General features: G+C 74.4%; 15 protein-coding genes. 7 read left to right on the top strand and 8 right to left on the bottom strand.

All coding sequences use genetic code 11. The features are described 5' to 3' along the window. Nucleotides 1–228: 228 nt before the first annotated feature. The 7 genes from ACFU7Y_RS08005 to ACFU7Y_RS07975 all read right to left on the bottom strand — a co-directional run bounded on the left by ACFU7Y_RS08005 (nucleotide 229) and on the right by ACFU7Y_RS07975 (nucleotide 6,775). Nucleotides 229–675, bottom strand: a complete 447-nt coding sequence (locus ACFU7Y_RS08005) for a hypothetical protein (protein WP_380766820.1) — start codon at nucleotides 673–675, stop codon at nucleotides 229–231. 4 nt (nucleotides 676–679) lie between these two features. After that, nucleotides 680–1,939, bottom strand: a complete 1,260-nt coding sequence (locus ACFU7Y_RS08000) for an amidase domain-containing protein (RefSeq protein ID WP_380766825.1) — start codon at nucleotides 1,937–1,939, stop codon at nucleotides 680–682. A gap of 2 nt (nucleotides 1,940–1,941) precedes the next feature. Further along, on the bottom strand, nucleotides 1,942–2,274 hold the full coding sequence (locus ACFU7Y_RS07995; protein WP_380766818.1) for a type VII secretion target: 333 nt from the start codon (nucleotides 2,272–2,274) through the stop codon (nucleotides 1,942–1,944). A gap of 553 nt (nucleotides 2,275–2,827) precedes the next feature. After that, nucleotides 2,828–3,964, bottom strand: a complete 1,137-nt coding sequence (locus ACFU7Y_RS07990) for a PP2C family protein-serine/threonine phosphatase (protein ID WP_380766816.1) — start codon at nucleotides 3,962–3,964, stop codon at nucleotides 2,828–2,830. Between the two features lie 163 nt (nucleotides 3,965–4,127). Further along, nucleotides 4,128–4,550: a MarR family winged helix-turn-helix transcriptional regulator gene (locus ACFU7Y_RS07985; protein ID WP_049651037.1), complete on the bottom strand. Its 423-nt coding sequence runs from the start codon at nucleotides 4,548–4,550 to the stop codon at nucleotides 4,128–4,130. Between the two features lie 30 nt (nucleotides 4,551–4,580). Further along, a complete protein-coding gene (locus ACFU7Y_RS07980; RefSeq protein ID WP_380766814.1) occupies nucleotides 4,581–5,873 on the bottom strand; it encodes a M48 family metalloprotease in 1,293 nt (430 codons plus the stop codon). Between the two features lie 101 nt (nucleotides 5,874–5,974). Continuing rightward, on the bottom strand, nucleotides 5,975–6,775 hold the full coding sequence (locus ACFU7Y_RS07975; protein ID WP_308020270.1) for a universal stress protein: 801 nt from the start codon (nucleotides 6,773–6,775) through the stop codon (nucleotides 5,975–5,977). 271 nt (nucleotides 6,776–7,046) lie between these two features. On the opposite strand from ACFU7Y_RS07975, the gene ACFU7Y_RS07970 reads away from it, so the two are divergent. From ACFU7Y_RS07970 to ACFU7Y_RS07940, 7 genes are all read left to right on the top strand, one after another. Continuing rightward, on the top strand, nucleotides 7,047–8,306 hold the full coding sequence (locus tag ACFU7Y_RS07970) for a CapA family protein (protein WP_224283173.1): 1,260 nt from the start codon (nucleotides 7,047–7,049) through the stop codon (nucleotides 8,304–8,306). A 451-nt stretch (nucleotides 8,307–8,757) separates the two neighbouring features. Continuing rightward, a complete protein-coding gene (locus tag ACFU7Y_RS07965; protein ID WP_224283172.1) occupies nucleotides 8,758–9,540 on the top strand; it encodes a 2,3-dihydro-2,3-dihydroxybenzoate dehydrogenase in 783 nt (260 codons plus the stop codon). 109 nt (nucleotides 9,541–9,649) lie between these two features. Next, nucleotides 9,650–10,861, top strand: a complete 1,212-nt coding sequence (dhbC, locus tag ACFU7Y_RS07960) for an isochorismate synthase DhbC (RefSeq protein WP_380766824.1) — start codon at nucleotides 9,650–9,652, stop codon at nucleotides 10,859–10,861. Then, a complete protein-coding gene (locus ACFU7Y_RS07955) occupies nucleotides 10,858–12,525 on the top strand; it encodes a (2,3-dihydroxybenzoyl)adenylate synthase (RefSeq protein ID WP_380766811.1) in 1,668 nt (555 codons plus the stop codon). Before dhbC ends, ACFU7Y_RS07955 begins: the two co-directional genes overlap by 4 nt. A 50-nt stretch (nucleotides 12,526–12,575) precedes the next feature. Then, nucleotides 12,576–13,286, top strand: a complete 711-nt coding sequence (locus ACFU7Y_RS07950) for an isochorismatase family protein (RefSeq protein ID WP_224283170.1) — start codon at nucleotides 12,576–12,578, stop codon at nucleotides 13,284–13,286. Next, nucleotides 13,283–13,516 carry a phosphopantetheine-binding protein gene (locus tag ACFU7Y_RS07945; protein WP_224283169.1) on the top strand — a complete coding sequence of 78 codons (234 nt, stop codon included), beginning with the start codon at nucleotides 13,283–13,285 and terminating at the stop codon, nucleotides 13,514–13,516. Before ACFU7Y_RS07950 ends, ACFU7Y_RS07945 begins: the two co-directional genes overlap by 4 nt. 80 nt (nucleotides 13,517–13,596) lie before the next feature. After that, nucleotides 13,597–14,331 carry an AMP-binding protein gene (locus ACFU7Y_RS07940; RefSeq protein ID WP_380766809.1) on the top strand — a complete coding sequence of 245 codons (735 nt, stop codon included), beginning with the start codon at nucleotides 13,597–13,599 and terminating at the stop codon, nucleotides 14,329–14,331. Between the two features lie 76 nt (nucleotides 14,332–14,407). Here ACFU7Y_RS07940 and ACFU7Y_RS07935 read toward each other — a convergent pair whose 3' ends face one another. Continuing rightward, nucleotides 14,408–15,628, bottom strand: a complete 1,221-nt coding sequence (locus tag ACFU7Y_RS07935) for an amidohydrolase (protein ID WP_380766807.1) — start codon at nucleotides 15,626–15,628, stop codon at nucleotides 14,408–14,410. Nucleotides 15,629–15,635: the final 7 nt, after the last annotated feature.

Raw genomic sequence — 15,635 nt, 5'->3', positions numbered from 1 at the left:
CGGCAGGGGGCACCGCTGTGTCGCCGCTCAGGTTGTGCCGTTCGGTACAGGCGCGGGAGAAGCGGTGGGGGCCATCGTTGAGGCACCACGAGCGGGGCCGTCCGGCCCAGGGAAAGGAGCCTCAGCATGTTCGCGCGCCTCTGCCACCCCGGCGTCCTCCGTGCGACGGTTGTTGCGCCCGCCACCCTCCTCGGGATCGGGCTCGGGCTCGGGCTCGTCCGGCAGCGATCAGGCCGTGTGCCGTGCCTGACCCACCACGGCCGGATCGACCGCGCCCGTGAACCGGCCCTGCCCGAAGCAGGTGCTGTGCTGCGTCCCGGTGTCGTGCGCGGCGGTCTGCGCGAGGGCGTACTGGAACGGCACCCCGATCGCCGCCACCGGCAGCAGTACGCACAGCAGAGCGTGCCCCAGGCCGATCCGGAACGTCCTGCGCCGAACGGCGGTGACGAGTTGCCAACCGCCCCAGCACACCGCCACGACGCCCAACACCAGCCCCGCCCAGGCGAGCGGAAGTACGTGAGCCGGGGCGCCGGGGCTGTCCTGGCAGCGGCTCACGAGCCTGCGGACGTCGCCGTCCGCGGCGAGCGTCGGCACACTGCATGCCCACCCGAGGCAGCCGAGCAGCAGTGGGCCGCCCGCCCCGAGCCACCGGGGGGAGCGCTGTTCTTCACTCATACGCCTAGTACCAGTCCGGGTTCACGCGGACGAAGTGAAGCTTCTGGTGCCCGCGCTGCTCCTGGAAGCTGTCGATCCGACCGCCCACACTCGCGTTCTGCTGGCCGCCGCTGTGCTGGGTGTAGCGGATGTCCCCGTCCGGGGTCACCGCCGTCACCACCGCAGTGTGGTGGACGACACCCTTCTTGTCCTGGGAGTCCTGGTCGGAGTCCTCCTCGTAGTAGACGATGTCCCCGGGCTTCACCTCGTCCGGCGAGACCTCCTGGCCGCCGTGGCGCATCATGAAGTCGTGCATGTTCTGCGCCCCGGCCCAGCTCTTCGAATAGTCGAGCCGCTGGTCGAGCCAGTCACCGCCCGCATCGTCGCTGCGCCCCCAGGTGTCGTCCCCGCGCCACCCCCACCACTGGTCCCACTTGGCGTGCACGCCACCCTGGCGCAGCGCCTCGGAGGCGAAGTTGGTGCAGTTGTCGTCGAAGACGTCGATGGTGGTGTCGTTCCAGTGCTCCAGCGCCCACTGCACCGTCTTCACCCGGTCGTACTTGGCGTCGGGCCCACCGCGCAGACCCACCTTCACATCGTCGGGGATGCCCGGGAGGTTGGCGAGGGTCACGGGATCGGAGAGCATCAGCTGCTTGCGCTGGTTGTCGGTCAGCGCCTTCCACCAGTCGGCGACCAGCCGGGGGTCCTGCCCGCTGGGGATGTCCCCGGTGTACATGGACAGTTCGGTCTGTGAGGCTTCGCGCTGAAGCTGGTCCAACGCCTTGCGCGGGTCGGTCTCGCAGGTCGCTGCGGCGAGCTTTCGCAGCTCGGCGGAGGCCAGCTTGTCGGCCTGGGAGGCCTCGCGCAGCGCCTCCTGGAGCATCGCGTCGACCTCCTGGACAGCGTTGTCGTTCGAGGGCGCCGCGCCGCCGCTGCCGTGGACCGTGGCGGTGGTCTCGTCGACGGTGAGGCCGCACTGCTTGGCCATGTCCAGAGCGGAGTTCAGGGTGAGCTTCGCCCGGGTGATGCTGGCGCTCAGCCCGTCGAGGACCATGACGACGCCGCGCATGATGTCCGCGCCGGCCTCCAGGATCTGGGCCTGCTCCTGGAGCTTGCGGCCGGCGGCCTCGCCGACCCTGTCCTTCCAGTTCTCCTTGAGCGGGTCCACACCGTTGGCGTGGATGTCGTTGACGGCCTGCCACGCCTGCTTGGACAGGGCGAGCCAGGAGCCGGCGGCGGCGTCGACGTCGATGCTGTTGGCGGCCTTGAGCGCTGCGATGGTCATCGTCACGGTTGCGGTCCCGCCGCCGTCCCCGAGAGGTCGCCGAGTGCCGCGTCGAGACGGCGGGCGTACTCCTGGTCGGCCTGGTCGTAGGAGTGTGCCGATTCGTGCAACTGCGCCGAATGGAGGTGAAGTTGATCGACGACCGACTTCACGTGGGCCTGCCAGGCGTCGGCACAGTCCTTCAGCGCCGGACCGGAGTCCCAGGCCGACATCGTGTCGGCGGCCGTGTGGCTGTTGTCGAGCCAGTGCCCGACGGGTCCGAATGTCTTGGCGGACTCCGTGAGGCCGTTCGCCGACTGTCGCAACGCGTGTGTCTGGACATGGATGTGGTTCACGGTCAGTTCCCCCTACCCGGCTATGTCGACTCTGGTCGACATGGGTGCGGCCATGCTAACGAACGGATTGGAAGGGAAAAGTCATCCGAAAGTCATGAGAAAGCAATCCGTTAGGGCCGGCCGCCTTCGTTCCTGCCGACTCGGGACAGTCGGTCAAACGCCGGGCCGTCGCTTTGGCCCGGGCCGGGTTGCCAGACTGTCCCCTGGGGAGCTGGGGAGCTGGGGAGCTGGGGAGCTGGGGAGCTGGAGGGGCTGGGTGGGCGCGCAGTGGCTGACCCGACGCCCTGGAGTCCCGCGGCGCCGCCGCGCCGGCCCGCTCCTGCGTCGAGGCCCTTCGTCCCGCAGCCGCCGCCCACCGGCCCGACCCGAGCGTGCCTGAACGCCGCCCGTCGACAGGACGCGGCCCGGGGCGGGCGGGGCGGCTGGGTCGACCCAGGTGCCGTCGATGACCGCGAACTGCTTCGACATGTCGCAGCTGCCGTCTCGGCCGTCGTGTGCTCGGTTCGCGACGAGGGGCGGGGGCCGGTGTGCCGCGGAGTTCGGTCCGTCGCCCTCACGGCAGCCGCTCGACCACGACCATGGCCGCGTCGTCGTCCAGCCGACCGCCGACGTGGGCGAGCAGGTCGCGGCGCAGGTGCTGGAGCAGGGCGGCGGGGCGCTCGGCGCGCCAGGCGGTGACGCGTTCGGTGAGCGGGTAGAAGCGCCGCTGGGCGTCGCGGGCCTCGATCACGCCGTCGGTGTAGATCAGCAGCCGGTCGCCGGGCCGGAGCCGGAAGGTCTCCGTCTCGTACCGCACCGGTGCGAGTTCGCCGAGGCCCAGCGGCGGGGCGGGGTGAGGGGCGGCGAGGGTGGTGATGCCGTCGGGGAGCAGCAGCAGCGGGGGCGGGTGGCCGCAGTCGATCAGGCGGACCGGGGAGCCGTCGTCGGGGATGTCGAGCAGAACCGCGGTGATGAAGGACTCGCCGGACTCGCCGCTCTCCGTGGGGAGCTCCTCCGGCGCGGGGCGGGGCAGCGCGGACAGCGCCTGCCGGTGCTGCCGGTGCTGCCGGTCCCACCGGGACTGTTCGGCGAGCTGGGCGAGGTCCCAGCTGACGCTGCCATCCAGGTAGGCCGCCAGGTCGGGCAGCTCGGCGTGCAGGTGGGCGGCGGCCCGGAAGGCGCCGAGCAGCAGGGCCGCGTCGCCGAGCGAGGACAGGCCCTTGCCACGCACGTCGCCGACCAGCAGCCGGGTGCCGGTGGTGGTGCGGGCTGCCGCGTACAGGTCGCCGCCGACCTGCGCCTCGGCCTCGGCGGCCAGGTAGACGGAGGCCAGGTGCAGCGGTCCGATCCGTTCCGGCAGCGGGCGCAGCAGCACCCGCTGGGCCGCCTCGGACACCGAGCGCACCCGGGCCAGCTCGCGCTCGTGCCGCTCGCGCAGCACCCGCAGGCCGACGATCAGCACCGAGACGACCAGTTGTGCGCACAGCTGGGTCTCGATGTTGGTGCTGGTCAGATTTTCGCGGATGACGCCGATGACGCTCAGGGCGGCGAACGCGAGCGCGGCGACGGCGGCGGTGGCCCGGGGGCCGGCGAAGGAGGCGGTGAGGGCTGGGGCGACGATCAGCAGCGGGCCGAGGTGGACATCCGGCGGGGAGAGGATGTCGACCACGGTGATCAGCACGATCAGCGCGAGCGTGAGCGCCGTCAGCACCCGGCGGTCCGGTCGCCAGGCGCGGCGGCGGTCGGGGGGACGCGGCGCGGGCGGTGGGTGCGGCGCATCGGGACGCTGCCGGAGGGGCACTCCTCCTCTGTACACCGTGAAGGTGGCGGAGCGCACCCGGAGGCGCTGCGCCGGGCAGTTCTGCGGGCCGCCGTCAGCCCTCCTGGCCGTAGCGGGCCAGGTAGTCGGCGAAGCGGGCGACGTCCTCGTCCGACCAGTCGGTGAAGCGCGCGGTGAAGGAGAGCCGTCGCTGCTCGTTGGCGTCCCGCAGCAGGGTGAGCCCGGCCTCGGTGGCGCGCAGGATCTGGCCGCGCTGGTCGTCCGGGTCGGTCTCGCGGGCCAGCAGGCCGAGCTTCTCCAGGGCGGTGACCTGACGGCTGACGGTGGACTTGTCGAGCATGAAGTACGCGGCCACGTCGGCGGCCCGGCAGCCGCCGCGCTCGGTGATCAGGTCGAGGATGCTGTAGGTGACCAGGGACAGGTCGGGGTGCAGCTGGGAGGCCTTGTGCCGGGCGCGGCGGGCGAAGGCGGTCAGCTCGCGCTGGATGGTCTCGATGGACGACTGACGGCCGGGCACGGCGTTCCTATCTCCTCGATATTTGTTGCACTATACAACGGACTTGCCCGGGGTTGCGCGCCGCTCCGGCGACCGCTGCTCCGGTGCGGCCTGCCAGGCGCGGGCAGCGGCGATCCGGCTGGTCGTGCTCGGGTGAGTGGCGAACAGTAGCTCAAGCGCCCTCGACGGGTCGACATCGGAGACGTTCGCCACGGCCAGTCTGCGCTGCATGGCCACGAACTGCTCGACGTCCCCGGTCAGTTCGAGTGCGTGCCGGTCCGCCCTGGCCTCGATCCGGCGGCTCACCGCGCACTGCGGCGGCCCCGACAGCGCGCCCAGCAGCGCCGCGAGCGCCGCCAGCAGCGGCAGCGCCCGAGGGTCCGCCGGGCTGGTCGCCCCGGCGGCGTCCAGCAGCGGCCGCCAGGCGGCGAGCAGGCCGAGGACCGCCACCGCGACGGCCGCACCGACCGCGCCCAGCACGGTGCCGACCGGCACGTCCCGGTGCTTGACGTGCCCCAGCTCGTGTGCGACCACCAGCTCCACCTCGCGCGGTTCGGCGGCGGTCAGCAGCGTGTCGTACGCGACGATCCGGCGGGTCGCCCCGAACCCGGAGACGTACGCGTTGAGCGCGGTGGTGCGGCGGGAGGCGTCCGCCACCAGGACGTCCCGCACCCGGACGCCGTCCCGCTCGGCCAGCGCCAGCAGCGCGGTGCGCAGCGTCCCCGGGGGCATCGGGGAGAAACGGTTGAACACCGGCTCGATCAGCAGCGGGTGGAGGAAGGAGAGCGCGGCCGTCAGCAGCGCCGCCGCGCCCGCCGCCGGCAGCCACCAGCGCTGCGGCGACCACGCGGTCAGCGCGAACAGCCCGAGCACGAGTGGGAGGACGAGGACGAGGGTGAGCGCGAGGCCGCGTACGGCGTCCATCGCCCAGCCGGCCCAGCCCTGGGTCACCAGCCCGTACCGGGCCCGGACCGTCCGCACCCCGGCGCCGAACGGCAGTTGCAGCGCACTGCCGAGCAGCACCAGGGCCGTCGCGCCGGCCAGCACCCCGGCCGTCCGGGAACCGCCGAACCAGCCGCCGGCGACGGTCACCAGGGCGGCACCGGCCGGGGTGAGGCCGAGCAGCAGGGTCAGCGCCAGGCCCGCCAGCCGGCCGCCCAGTGCCCACGGCAGCTGGGCGCGGCGCAGCGCACGGCCCCGGGCGCGCTCGGCGGGGGTGAAGTCCGGGGCCCGGGTGCGTTCGGGGGCGGAGGTGAAGTCCGGGGTCGGGGCGCGTTCGGAGGCCGGGCTTTCGGGGGCCGGGTCGGTGTCCATGGCGGGGTGCGGCTCTTCCGGTCGGGGCACGGGAGGGGCGGTACGGTGGTTCAGCGGTGATCCAGCATGGCGTACCCGACCGGTCGGCGCTCACCCTGCGGCCCGGTGCTCACCCACGGGTGGGCGGTCGCTCACTCCTCGGTGGGCCCGGTTGCGCCGTGGACGCCGGCGCGCAGCAGCTGGTGGCCGAGGTCCACCAGGGCACGGCCGACCGCGAAATCGTCGCCGACCTCCGGGGCCGGCGCGTCGCGGGGGTTGCGGCGGGAGCGGGTGTCGCTGTGCAGCACGTTGCCGTCGGCGTCCAGCACGGCGTGCACCCGGGTGGTGTCCTCGTCCTCGACCACGTGCAGGCTGAGCTGCCAGTCCTTGGTGCGCACGGCGCCGCGAGCCTGCTGTTCGACGCCGGCGGCCACGGCCTGCGGCGGGGCGGCGACCGTCCCGTCGGCGCGGACGATCACCACCGGGCAGACCCCGTGCACCGCGCAGCGGGTGGACACCGAGCCGAGCAGCGCCCGGGCGAAGGTGCCCCGGCCCCGGCTGCCCAGCACCAGCAGGTCGGCCCCCTCGGCCGCCTCCAGCAGCACCTCGGCGGCGTGGCCGAGCACCAGGCTCTGCCGGACCTCCACCGGGCTGTCCGGGCCGAGGACCTGGTTGATCTCGGCGCTCAGCGTGCGGCGGGCGGTTTGCTCGAAACCGTCGTCCACCATCGGTGCGAACCACCCGTACAGCGAGGGGTACTCCCAGGCCGCCACCGCGTGCACCGTCGCCCCGGTCAGTACGGCCTGGCCGACCGCCCAGTGCAGGGCCGCCTTCGACGGCTCGGAGCCGTCGATGCCGACCACGATCCGGCGTGCCCGGGCCGGGGAGGGTCGGCTGCCGCCCGCGGGGGAGGCCTGATCGCCGCCCACGGGGGAGGGCTGATTGCTGCCCATCACGTCACACCTCCCGGCCTACGGCACGGAGCTCGCCCCCTCTACACCACGCTGCGCGCCCGCCCGCCTCCGCGCCAGGGACGCGGCGGCCGGGTCGGGCGGGGCGATTGGGACGGGTGGGCCAGGGGGCCGTCCGGGGAGCGGCCGCCGCCGCCCGGGCAGGGCCCGCCAGTGCCCTTTGTGGCCGGAATGTTGCGGGCTCGGGTCCAGGTGGTGGTGATTCGGTGGCGTAGGCTGACCGCGCTTGCATCATCCTCGGGGGGATCCACTCATGCGCCGTTTCGCGGCCACCGTCGCGCTGTTCGTCGGAATGACCGCCGTCGCCGCCTGCGGGCCGGACGACCCCGGCCCGGCCCCGGCCTCCGCCGCCCCCGTCCCGCCGAGCGCGTCCTCGGCGCCGGACGGCTCGCCCTCCGGCACGGCCCCGGGCAAGAGCGCCCCGCCCCGGCCCGACGGCACCATCACCGTCGCCTTCGCCGGGGACGTCCACTTCGAGGGCCGCACCGAGGCCCGGCTGGCTGTCCAGCCGCCCGAGCCGGCGCTCGGCCCGATCTCCCGCACCCTCGCCGACGCCGACCTGTCCGTCCTCAACCTGGAGACCGCGATCACCGGGCGCGGCGCCCCGGAGCCGAAGACGTACACCTTCCGCACCTCGCCCAAGGCGCTGTCGGTGCTCAAGGACTCGGGCGTCGACGTCGTCTCGATGGCCAACAACCACGCCGTGGACTTCGGCGCCGACGGCCTCACCGACACCCTCGCCGCCAAGGACTCCTCGCCGATCCCGGTGGTCGGCGTCGGGCGCAACGCCAAGGAGGCGTACGCGCCGTACGTCACCACCGTGCGCGGGGTGAAGGTCGCCGTGGTCGCCGCCAGCCAGGTCGAGGACATCACCAACCAGAAGTGGCGGGCCGGCGCCAACAAGCCGGGCATCGCCTCGGCGCTGGACGTCCCGGCGCTGGTCAAAGCGGTGGAGACGGCGAAGCAGCAGGCCCCGGTGGTGCTCGTCTACCTGCACTGGGGCGACGAGGGCAAGGCCTGCCCGACCGGTCCGCAGACCACCATCGCCAAGAAACTCGCCACCGCCGGCGCCACCGCCGTGGTCGGCACCCACGCGCACACCATGGTCGGCTCGGGCATGCTCGGCAACACCTACATCGGGTACGGCTTCGGCAACTTCCTCTGGTACGGCACCTCCAACTACGCCAACTCCAACGAGACCGGCGTCACCACCCTCACCCTCACCGCCGACGGCAAGGTGACCGGCGAGGCCTTCACCCCGGCCACCATCGACGACAAGGGCATCCCGGAGCCGGTCACCGGTGCCACCGCCGAGGCCGCCCTCAAGCGCCGCGACGGCCTGCGCGGCTGCACCGGCCTCTCCCCGGCACCGGCCGCCCCCGGCGCGGCGGCGCCTGCCCCGGCTCCGACCGCCCCCACCGCTCCCGGTTCCACTCCTCCCGCCTCGACTCCTCCCGCCAAGGCGCCGACGGCTCCCGCGAAGGCTTCGACGGCCCCCGCCGCACCACACTAGGGCGCCCGTCACGGGCGGGCGTGAGGAACTGACGACCGACCGACCCTCTCCGCAGCGCCCCGCCGAGGCCGCCACCGCCGCCTGGGCGGCCGCCGCATGCCCCCGACCTCCTGCCGGCCTCCCGCCGACCGCCCGCGTCCGCCCGGCGAGCCTCGCCTTCCGGCGCGTCGCCCTGCGCGGCGGCCTGCACCGTGCGCGGCATCTCGACGGCGAAGGCCACGACGGCTTCGACCCGGTCTTCGCGAGCCGCCTGCCGTAGGAACCCGCGGGGCGACCACAACGGGACACCGAGGCCGCCCGACCCGTCTGGGGCCGGGCGGCCTCGTCGTGTCCGGGCGTGCTTCCGGGGCGGGCGGCCGGAGCGAGTTGACGTTCGCACAGGCTCTCGGCGCGGGTGAGCAGCTATGTTAGGTTAGGCTTGCCTAATCTTGCTGGTCGGAGGGGATGTCCTGTGCAGCAACAGTCCGAATTCGCCGGTGTCGTCGCGATGGTCACCGGGGCCGGGCAGGGCATCGGCGCGGCCGTGGTGCGGGCGCTGGTGGCCGAAGGTGCCGTCGTCGCGGCCGTGGACCGCGATGCCGACAGGCTCGACGCCCTGGTGGCCGAGGTGCCGTCCGTGCGTCCGTACGTGCTGGACGTCTCCGACGCCCAGGCCGTGGACGGAGCCGTGGAGTTGGCCGAAAGTCAGCTCGGGCCGATCGGCACGCTGGTGAACGTCGCGGGGATCCTGCGTACCGCTCCGGTCGTCGAACTCACCGACGGGGACTGGGCGGACACCTTCGCCGTCAACACCACCGGCGTCTTCCACGCCAGCCGTGCCGTCGGCCGTCGGATGGCGGCCCGCGGACGCGGGGCGATCGTGACCGTCGGGTCCAACGCCGCGGGGGTGCCGCGGGCCGGGATGGCCGCCTACGCGGCGTCCAAGGCGGCGGCCACCATGTTCACCCGCTGTCTGGGACTGGAACTCGCCCGGTCCGGGGTGCGGTGCAACGTGGTGTCGCCCGGCTCGACCGACACCGAGATGCAGCGCGCGCTGTGGGGCGAGGACGCCGAGGCGGCCGAGCGCCGGGTGATCGAGGGCGACCCGGGCGCCTGGCGGGTCGGCATCCCGCTCGGGCGGATCGCCGCGCCCGCCGACATCGCGGAGGCGGTGGTGTTCCTGGCCTCCGACCGGGCGCGGCACATCACCATGCACGACCTGTACGTCGACGGCGGCGCGACCCTGCGCGCCTGAGTGGAGCCGAGCGGTGCTCCGCCCACCCCCTCCTCCTCGTCCTCCCGTAGAACCGTCCCAGACTGGAGAAACCGCCGTGACCACGGTGCACCACGCCCCTGCCGGGCCGATACCCGCCGGGCCCGACGCCCCGGCGACCTCCCTCGCCGACGGCCCGGACCACGCCGTCATCGGCGCGGCCAGCGGACTGCTCGGCCAGTACCGGGCCGGCTCCGACGAGACGTTCTTCGCCTCGCCGACCCGCACCCTGCTCGGCTCCGGTGTGCACGCCCGGGTACCGCAGGACGGGCGGCCGCTGCCGGTGCGGGTCACCGAGGCGCTGGCCGAGGCGGGCCGGGCCGGGGTCGAGCGGCCGCTGGTGGTCGGCGCGGTGGCGTTCGACCGGGACAGCCGGGTCGAACTCGCCGTCCCCGCCCGGGTCCGCACCGCCGGTGCGCTGCGCGACGACCCGTTGATCGCCCTGCCCGCGCCGTCGGCCGAGCGGATCGACTGGCGGATCGACCCGGTGCCCGCGCCGGAGGCGTACGGCGCGGGCGTCGCGGCGGCCGTCGAGCGGCTGCGCGGCGGGGAGTTGAGCAAGGTGGTGCTGGCCCGGACGCTGGAGCTGAGTGCCGCCGAGCCGCTCGACCTGCCCGCCGTCCTGCAGCGGCTGGCCCGGCGTGACCCGGGCGGCTACACCTTCGCCGTCCCGGCAGGCGGCGGCCGCACCCTGATCGGCGCCAGCCCCGAACTCCTGCTCTCCCGGCGGGGAACGGCCGTGCTGGCCAACCCGCTGGCCGGCTCGGTGCCGCGCAGCGAGGACCTCGGCGAGGACGTCCGGCGCGCCGCCGCGCTGCTGGAGTCGCCCAAGGACCTGCACGAGCACGCCGTCGTGGTGGACGCCATCCGCGAGGCGCTGGAACCGTACTGCCGCACCCTGGAGGTACCCGAACGGCCCACCCTGGTCCGGACGGCCGCGATGTGGCACCTGGCCACCACGATCCGGGGCGAGCTGGCCGACCCCGCGGTCTCCGCCCTGGAACTGGCCTGCGCGCTGCACCCCACCCCGGCGGTCTGCGGCACGCCGACGGACGTCGCGCGCCGGGTGATCGGCGAGGTCGAGCCCTTCGACCGCGGCCTCTACACCGGCATGGTCGGCTGGGAGGACGCGACCGGCGACGGCGAGTGGGTGGTCACCATCCGCTGCGCCGAGGCGCAGGGGCGGACGCTGCGGGTGTACGCCGGCGCGGGCGTGGTCGAGCAGTCCCGGCCGGAGGACGAACTCGCCGAGACCAGCGCCAAGTTCCGCACCTTCCTGGACGCCGCAGGGGTGGCCCGGTGACACCGCTGGACGGGTTCACCCCGTACCCCGCCGAGTTCGCCGAGCGCTACCGGGCCGCCAGCTACTGGCGCGGCGAGACCTTCGGGCGGATGCTGCGCGAGCGCGCCGCCGCGCACGGCGAGCGGATCGCCGTCGTCGACCCGGGCGGCCACTCGGTGGCGGTGACGGAGCGGCGCTGGACGTACGCCGAACTCGACCGCCGGGCCGACCGGATGGCCGCCGGACTGCTCGCCCGGGGCATCCGGTCCGGGGACCGGGTGGTGGTCCAACTTCCCAACGCCGCCGAGTTCTTCGAGGTCATCTTCGGGCTGTTCCGGATCGGCGCGCTGCCGGTCTTCGCGTTGCCCGCCCACCGGTACGCCGAGATCGGGTACTTCTGCTCCTTCACCGAGGCGGCGGCGTACGTGGTGCCGGCCGTCGAGAGCGGCTACGACTACCGCGAACTCGCCGGCCGGGTAAGGGCGGAGAACCCCGCGTTGCGGCTGGTCCTGGTGGCCGGTGAGGACCCGGGGGAGCACGTCCGGCTCGCGGACGTTCCCTGCGACGGTCCCGGCCCCGAGGCCTTCGGCGGCGAGCCCGGCCCCGGGGACGTCGCCTTCCTCCAGCTCTCCGGCGGCAGCACCGGTGTGCCGAAGCTGATCCCGCGCACCCACGACGACTACATCTACTCCCTGCGCGGCTCGGTCGAGCTGTGCGGGCAGGACCCGGACAGCGTCTACCTGTGCGTGCTGCCCGCCGCCCACAACTTCCCGCTCAGCTCGCCGGGTTCGCTCGGCACGCTGTACGCCGGCGGCCGGGTGGTGCTCTGCCCGCAGCCCGCCCCGGAGACGGCCTTCCCGCTGATCGAGCGCGAGGGCGTGACCATCACCGGGCTGGTGCCGCCGCTCGCACTGCTCTGGCTGGACGCGGCCGAACGCGGCGCCCGCGGCTACGAGAGCCTGGAGGTGCTGCTGGTCGGCGGCGCCAAGTTCAGCGAGGAGGCGGCCCGGAGGGTGCGGCCGGTGCTCGGCTGCACCCTCCAGCAGGTGTTCGGGATGGCCGAGGGACTGGTCAACTACACCCGGCTGGACGACCCGGAGGATCTGGTCACCACCACCCAGGGCCGGCCGATCTCGCCGGACGACGAGGTCCGGGTGGTGGACGACCAGGACCGCGACCTGCCCGACGGCGCCACCGGCCACCTGCTCACGCGCGGCCCGTACACCATCCGCGGCTACTGGAACGCGCCCGCGCACAACGCCGACTCCTTCACCGCGGACGGGTTCTACCGCACCGGGGACCTGGTCCGGCGCACCCCGACCGGCCACCTGGTGGTCGAGGGGCGGGCCAAGGACCAGATCAACCGGGGCGGCGAGAAGGTCGCCGCCGAGGAGATCGAGAACCACCTGCTCGCGCACCCCGCGGTGCACGACGCGGCGGTGGTGTCGATGCCCGACCCGTACCTGGGCGAGCGCACCTGCGCGTACGTGGTGCTGCGCGCCGATCACCGTGAAAAGCCCCCGAAGGGCGTCGAGTTGAAGCGGTTCGTGCGGCAGCGCGGACTCGCCGAGTACAAGGTGCCGGACCGGGTCGAGTTCGTCGCGGCCTTCCCGGCCACCGGGATCGGGAAGGTCAGCAAGAAGGACCTGCGCGCCGCGATCGCGGCCTCGCTGACCGCCGGCTGATCCCTTCCCGTCCGCATCCGGCTTCCGGACCGAATCCAAGGAGCACCACCGTGGGCCTGCCCCGCATCCCCCGCTATCCCATGCCCGCCGCCGAGGAACTGCCCGCCAACCGGGTCGCCTGGACGGTGGACCCGGCGCGTGCCGTCCTGCTGGTGCACGACCTGCAGAACCACTTCCTGGACGCCTTCGACACCGAGGCCGCTCCGGTGCCCGAACTCCTCGGCAACGTCGCGGTGTTGGCCGGGGCAGCGGGCGCCGCCGGCGTCCCCGTCGTGTACTCGGCGCAGCTCGGCGGACAGAGCCCGGCCGAACGCGGGCTGCAGCAGGACTTCTGGGGCCCGGGCATCCCGGACGACCCGCGGGCCACCGCGATCGCCGAGGCCGTCGCCCCGGCACCGGGCGACACGGTGCTCACCAAGTGGAAGTACAGCGCCTTCGTGCGCACCGAGTTGGAGCAGCTGCTGCGCGAGCAGGGGCGGGACCAGCTGGTGATCACCGGCGTGTACGCGCACATCGGGGTGCAGGCCACCGCCTGCGACGCCTGGATGCGGGACGTGCAGGCCTTCGTGGTGGCCGACGCGGTCGCCGACTTCGGCCCGGCCGAGCACCGCGGCGCGCTGGCCTGGGTGGCCGGGCGCTGCGGGGTGGTCACCACGGCGCAGGCCGTGCTCGGGGCGCTGGGGCCGGTCGCGGAGCCGGCCGCCTCGGGCGTCCCAGGGGTTTCGGACCTCGTGGAACTCGAAGGGGTGGGCGGGAAGTGACGGGCGCGGGCTTCACGGTGGAGCGGATCCGGGCCGAGGTCGCCGACCTGCTCGACGAGGACCCGGCGGAGATCCCGCTGGACGAGAACCTGGTCGACTGGGGGCTGGACTCCATCCGGCTGATGACCCTCGCCGCGCGTTGGCAGGAGGACGGCGCCGAGGTGGCGTTCGTCCGACTCGCGGAGCGCCCGGAGATCCGGGCCTGGGCCGAGCTGCTGGGCGCGGCGTGATGGCGGCGGGGGTGGGCGGGGCGGTCCGGGACGCGGTTCGCGGAGCGGAACCGGCCGCGGTGCCGCCCTCGGCGGCCTCGGTGTCCGAGCTGCCTCCGCTGCCACGTCGTGCGGTGCGGTACCCGGCGACCACCGCGGTGGGGCCGGTCGAGGCGCAGGCGGCCCGGACGCCGGACGCGCCGGCGCTGGTGCTCGCGGGCGGGGAGACCGTCAGCTACCAGGAGTTGAACGTCTCGGCCAACCGGCTGGCGCGCGCCCTGGCCGCCTGTGGGGCCCGCCCGGGCGCGGTGGTCGGCCTGGCGGCCGTCCGGCGTCCGGCGGAGCTGCTGACGGCGCTTCTGGCGGTGGCGAAGTCGGGCGCGGCGTACCTGCCGCTGGACCCGGCGGACACCCCCGGGCGGCGGGAACGGCTGCTCGCGGAGAACGCTCCGGTCTGCGTGCTGGGGGAGGGGGTGCCCGGGGCGCTGGCCGGGCTGGAGACGGGCGGCGAGCTGCCCACCGACCCGCCCCGGGCGCTCACCCCGCAGCACCTGCTCTGCGTCGGGTGCGGCCAGGGCGGGCGCCCGACCGCCGTCCGGCTCACCCACGCCGAGGCGGACCGCCGGGTGCGCGAGCTCCAGGCGGCCCACCCGCTCGGGCCGGGCGACCGGGTGCTGCACCTGGGCCTGCCGCTCTGGGAGTACCTGTGGCCGCTGCGGACGGGCGCCGCCGTGGTGCTCGCCGACCCGTGGCAGGAGGGCGAGGTCGGGGTGCTGGTGCGGGAGCTGGGCGTGACGGCGGTGCGGGTGGCGCCGGGGGTGCTGTTCGGCGGGTGAGGGCGGGCGGACGGCTTTCGGATGACAACTTTCAGCGAACAGATTTCGTTGTCTGTTCGCTGAAAGTTGTCGGCTGTCATTCGTTCGTGGCCGCCGTGGCCGCTGGAGCCGCCGCGAGGTCCCACACCCGACCTGCCGCCCGACCCGCAGCCAGGTCTGCCGCCGTCCAGGCCATCGCCACCGCACCGTCCAGCACCGCCCGCTCCGCCTCCGCGCCCAGCGCCGCCTCGGCGAACGCCGCCTCGTGCGGGGCGCAGGCGCCGCCGGTGATGTCCAGTACCGGATGGATCGACGGCACCGCGTGCGACACGTTCCCCATGTCCGTACAGGCGAAGGGCCCGCTCTCGACCGGCTCCGGCCGGCCGAGCGCCGCCGCGTTGGCCCGCCACAGCGCCAGCAGCCGGGGGTCGGAGCGCATGTCCAGGTAGTCCGGATCGGGCCGGGTCAGCTCCACCTCGCAACCGGCGGCGAGCGCCCCGGCGCGGAAGCAGTCCTCGACCCGGGAGCGCAGTTCGGCGAGGTCCTCGGCCACCGAGGCCCGGATCTCGTACTCGGCGCTCGCGCTGTCCGGGATCAGGTTCGGCGCCGTCCCGGCCGCCGTGGTGATGCCGTGCACCCGCCACTGCGGAGGGAGTTGTTGGCGCAGCAGCCCGATCGCGACCTGGGCGACGGTGAGCGCGTCGGCGGCGTTGCGCCCCCGGTGCGGGTCGAGGCTCGGGTGGGCGGCGCGCCCGGTGTAGCGGACGGACAGCGTGCCGAGCGCGAAGGAGTGGAAGTCGGCGACCTCGACGGGGCAGGGGTGGACCATCATCGCCGCGTCCACCCCGTCGAACGCCCCGGCCTCCAGCAGCAGCGCCTTGCCCGCCCCGCGCTCCTCGGCCGGCGCGCCGATCACCCGTACGGTGAGCCCGAGTCGGTCCGCGAACGGGGCGAGCCCGAGCGCCGCGCCGATCCCGGCGGCGGCGATCAGGTTGTGCCCGCAGGCGTGGCCGAGCCCGGGCAGCGCGTCGTACTCGCAGACCAGCGCGACGGTGACCGGTCCGCTGCCGAGGCGCGCGTCGAACGCGGTGGCCAGGCCGTGGGCCGGTGCGGTGACCGCGTAGCCGTGCGCGCGCAGCAGTTCGGCGCACCAGGCGGCCGCGAGGTGCTCCTCGAAGGCGGTCTCGGGGTGGGCGTGGATGCGGCGGCTGAGCGCGAGCAGCTCGGACCGGTGTGCCTGGACACGGTCGCGCAGGGCCTGCTTGGCGTCGGCGAGAGGCGTGGTCGACGGTTCGGCGAGGGGCTCGGTCGGGGGCATGGGCGGC

Source organism: Kitasatospora sp. NPDC057542, assembly GCF_042801945.1.
Classification (GTDB): Bacteria; Actinomycetota; Actinomycetes; order Streptomycetales; family Streptomycetaceae; genus Kitasatospora.
The sequence above is the reverse complement of the archived record's forward strand: the minus strand, read 5'-3'. Positions and strand labels throughout refer to the sequence as shown.

Excerpts from the sequence above, each read along its gene's own strand:
- ACFU7Y_RS07935 (WP_380766807.1), bottom strand. The coding sequence starts at position 15,628 with ATGCCCCCGACCGAGCCCCTCGCCGAACCGTCGACCACGCCTCTCGCC.
- ACFU7Y_RS07975 (WP_308020270.1), bottom strand. The coding sequence starts at position 6,775 with ATGGGCAGCAATCAGCCCTCCCCCGTGGGCGGCGATCAGGCCTCCCCC.
- ACFU7Y_RS07970 (WP_224283173.1), top strand. The coding sequence starts at position 7,047 with ATGCGCCGTTTCGCGGCCACCGTCGCGCTGTTCGTCGGAATGACCGCC.
- ACFU7Y_RS08000 (WP_380766825.1), bottom strand. The coding sequence starts at position 1,939 with ATGACCATCGCAGCGCTCAAGGCCGCCAACAGCATCGACGTCGACGCC.
- ACFU7Y_RS08005 (WP_380766820.1), bottom strand. The coding sequence starts at position 675 with ATGAGTGAAGAACAGCGCTCCCCCCGGTGGCTCGGGGCGGGCGGCCCA.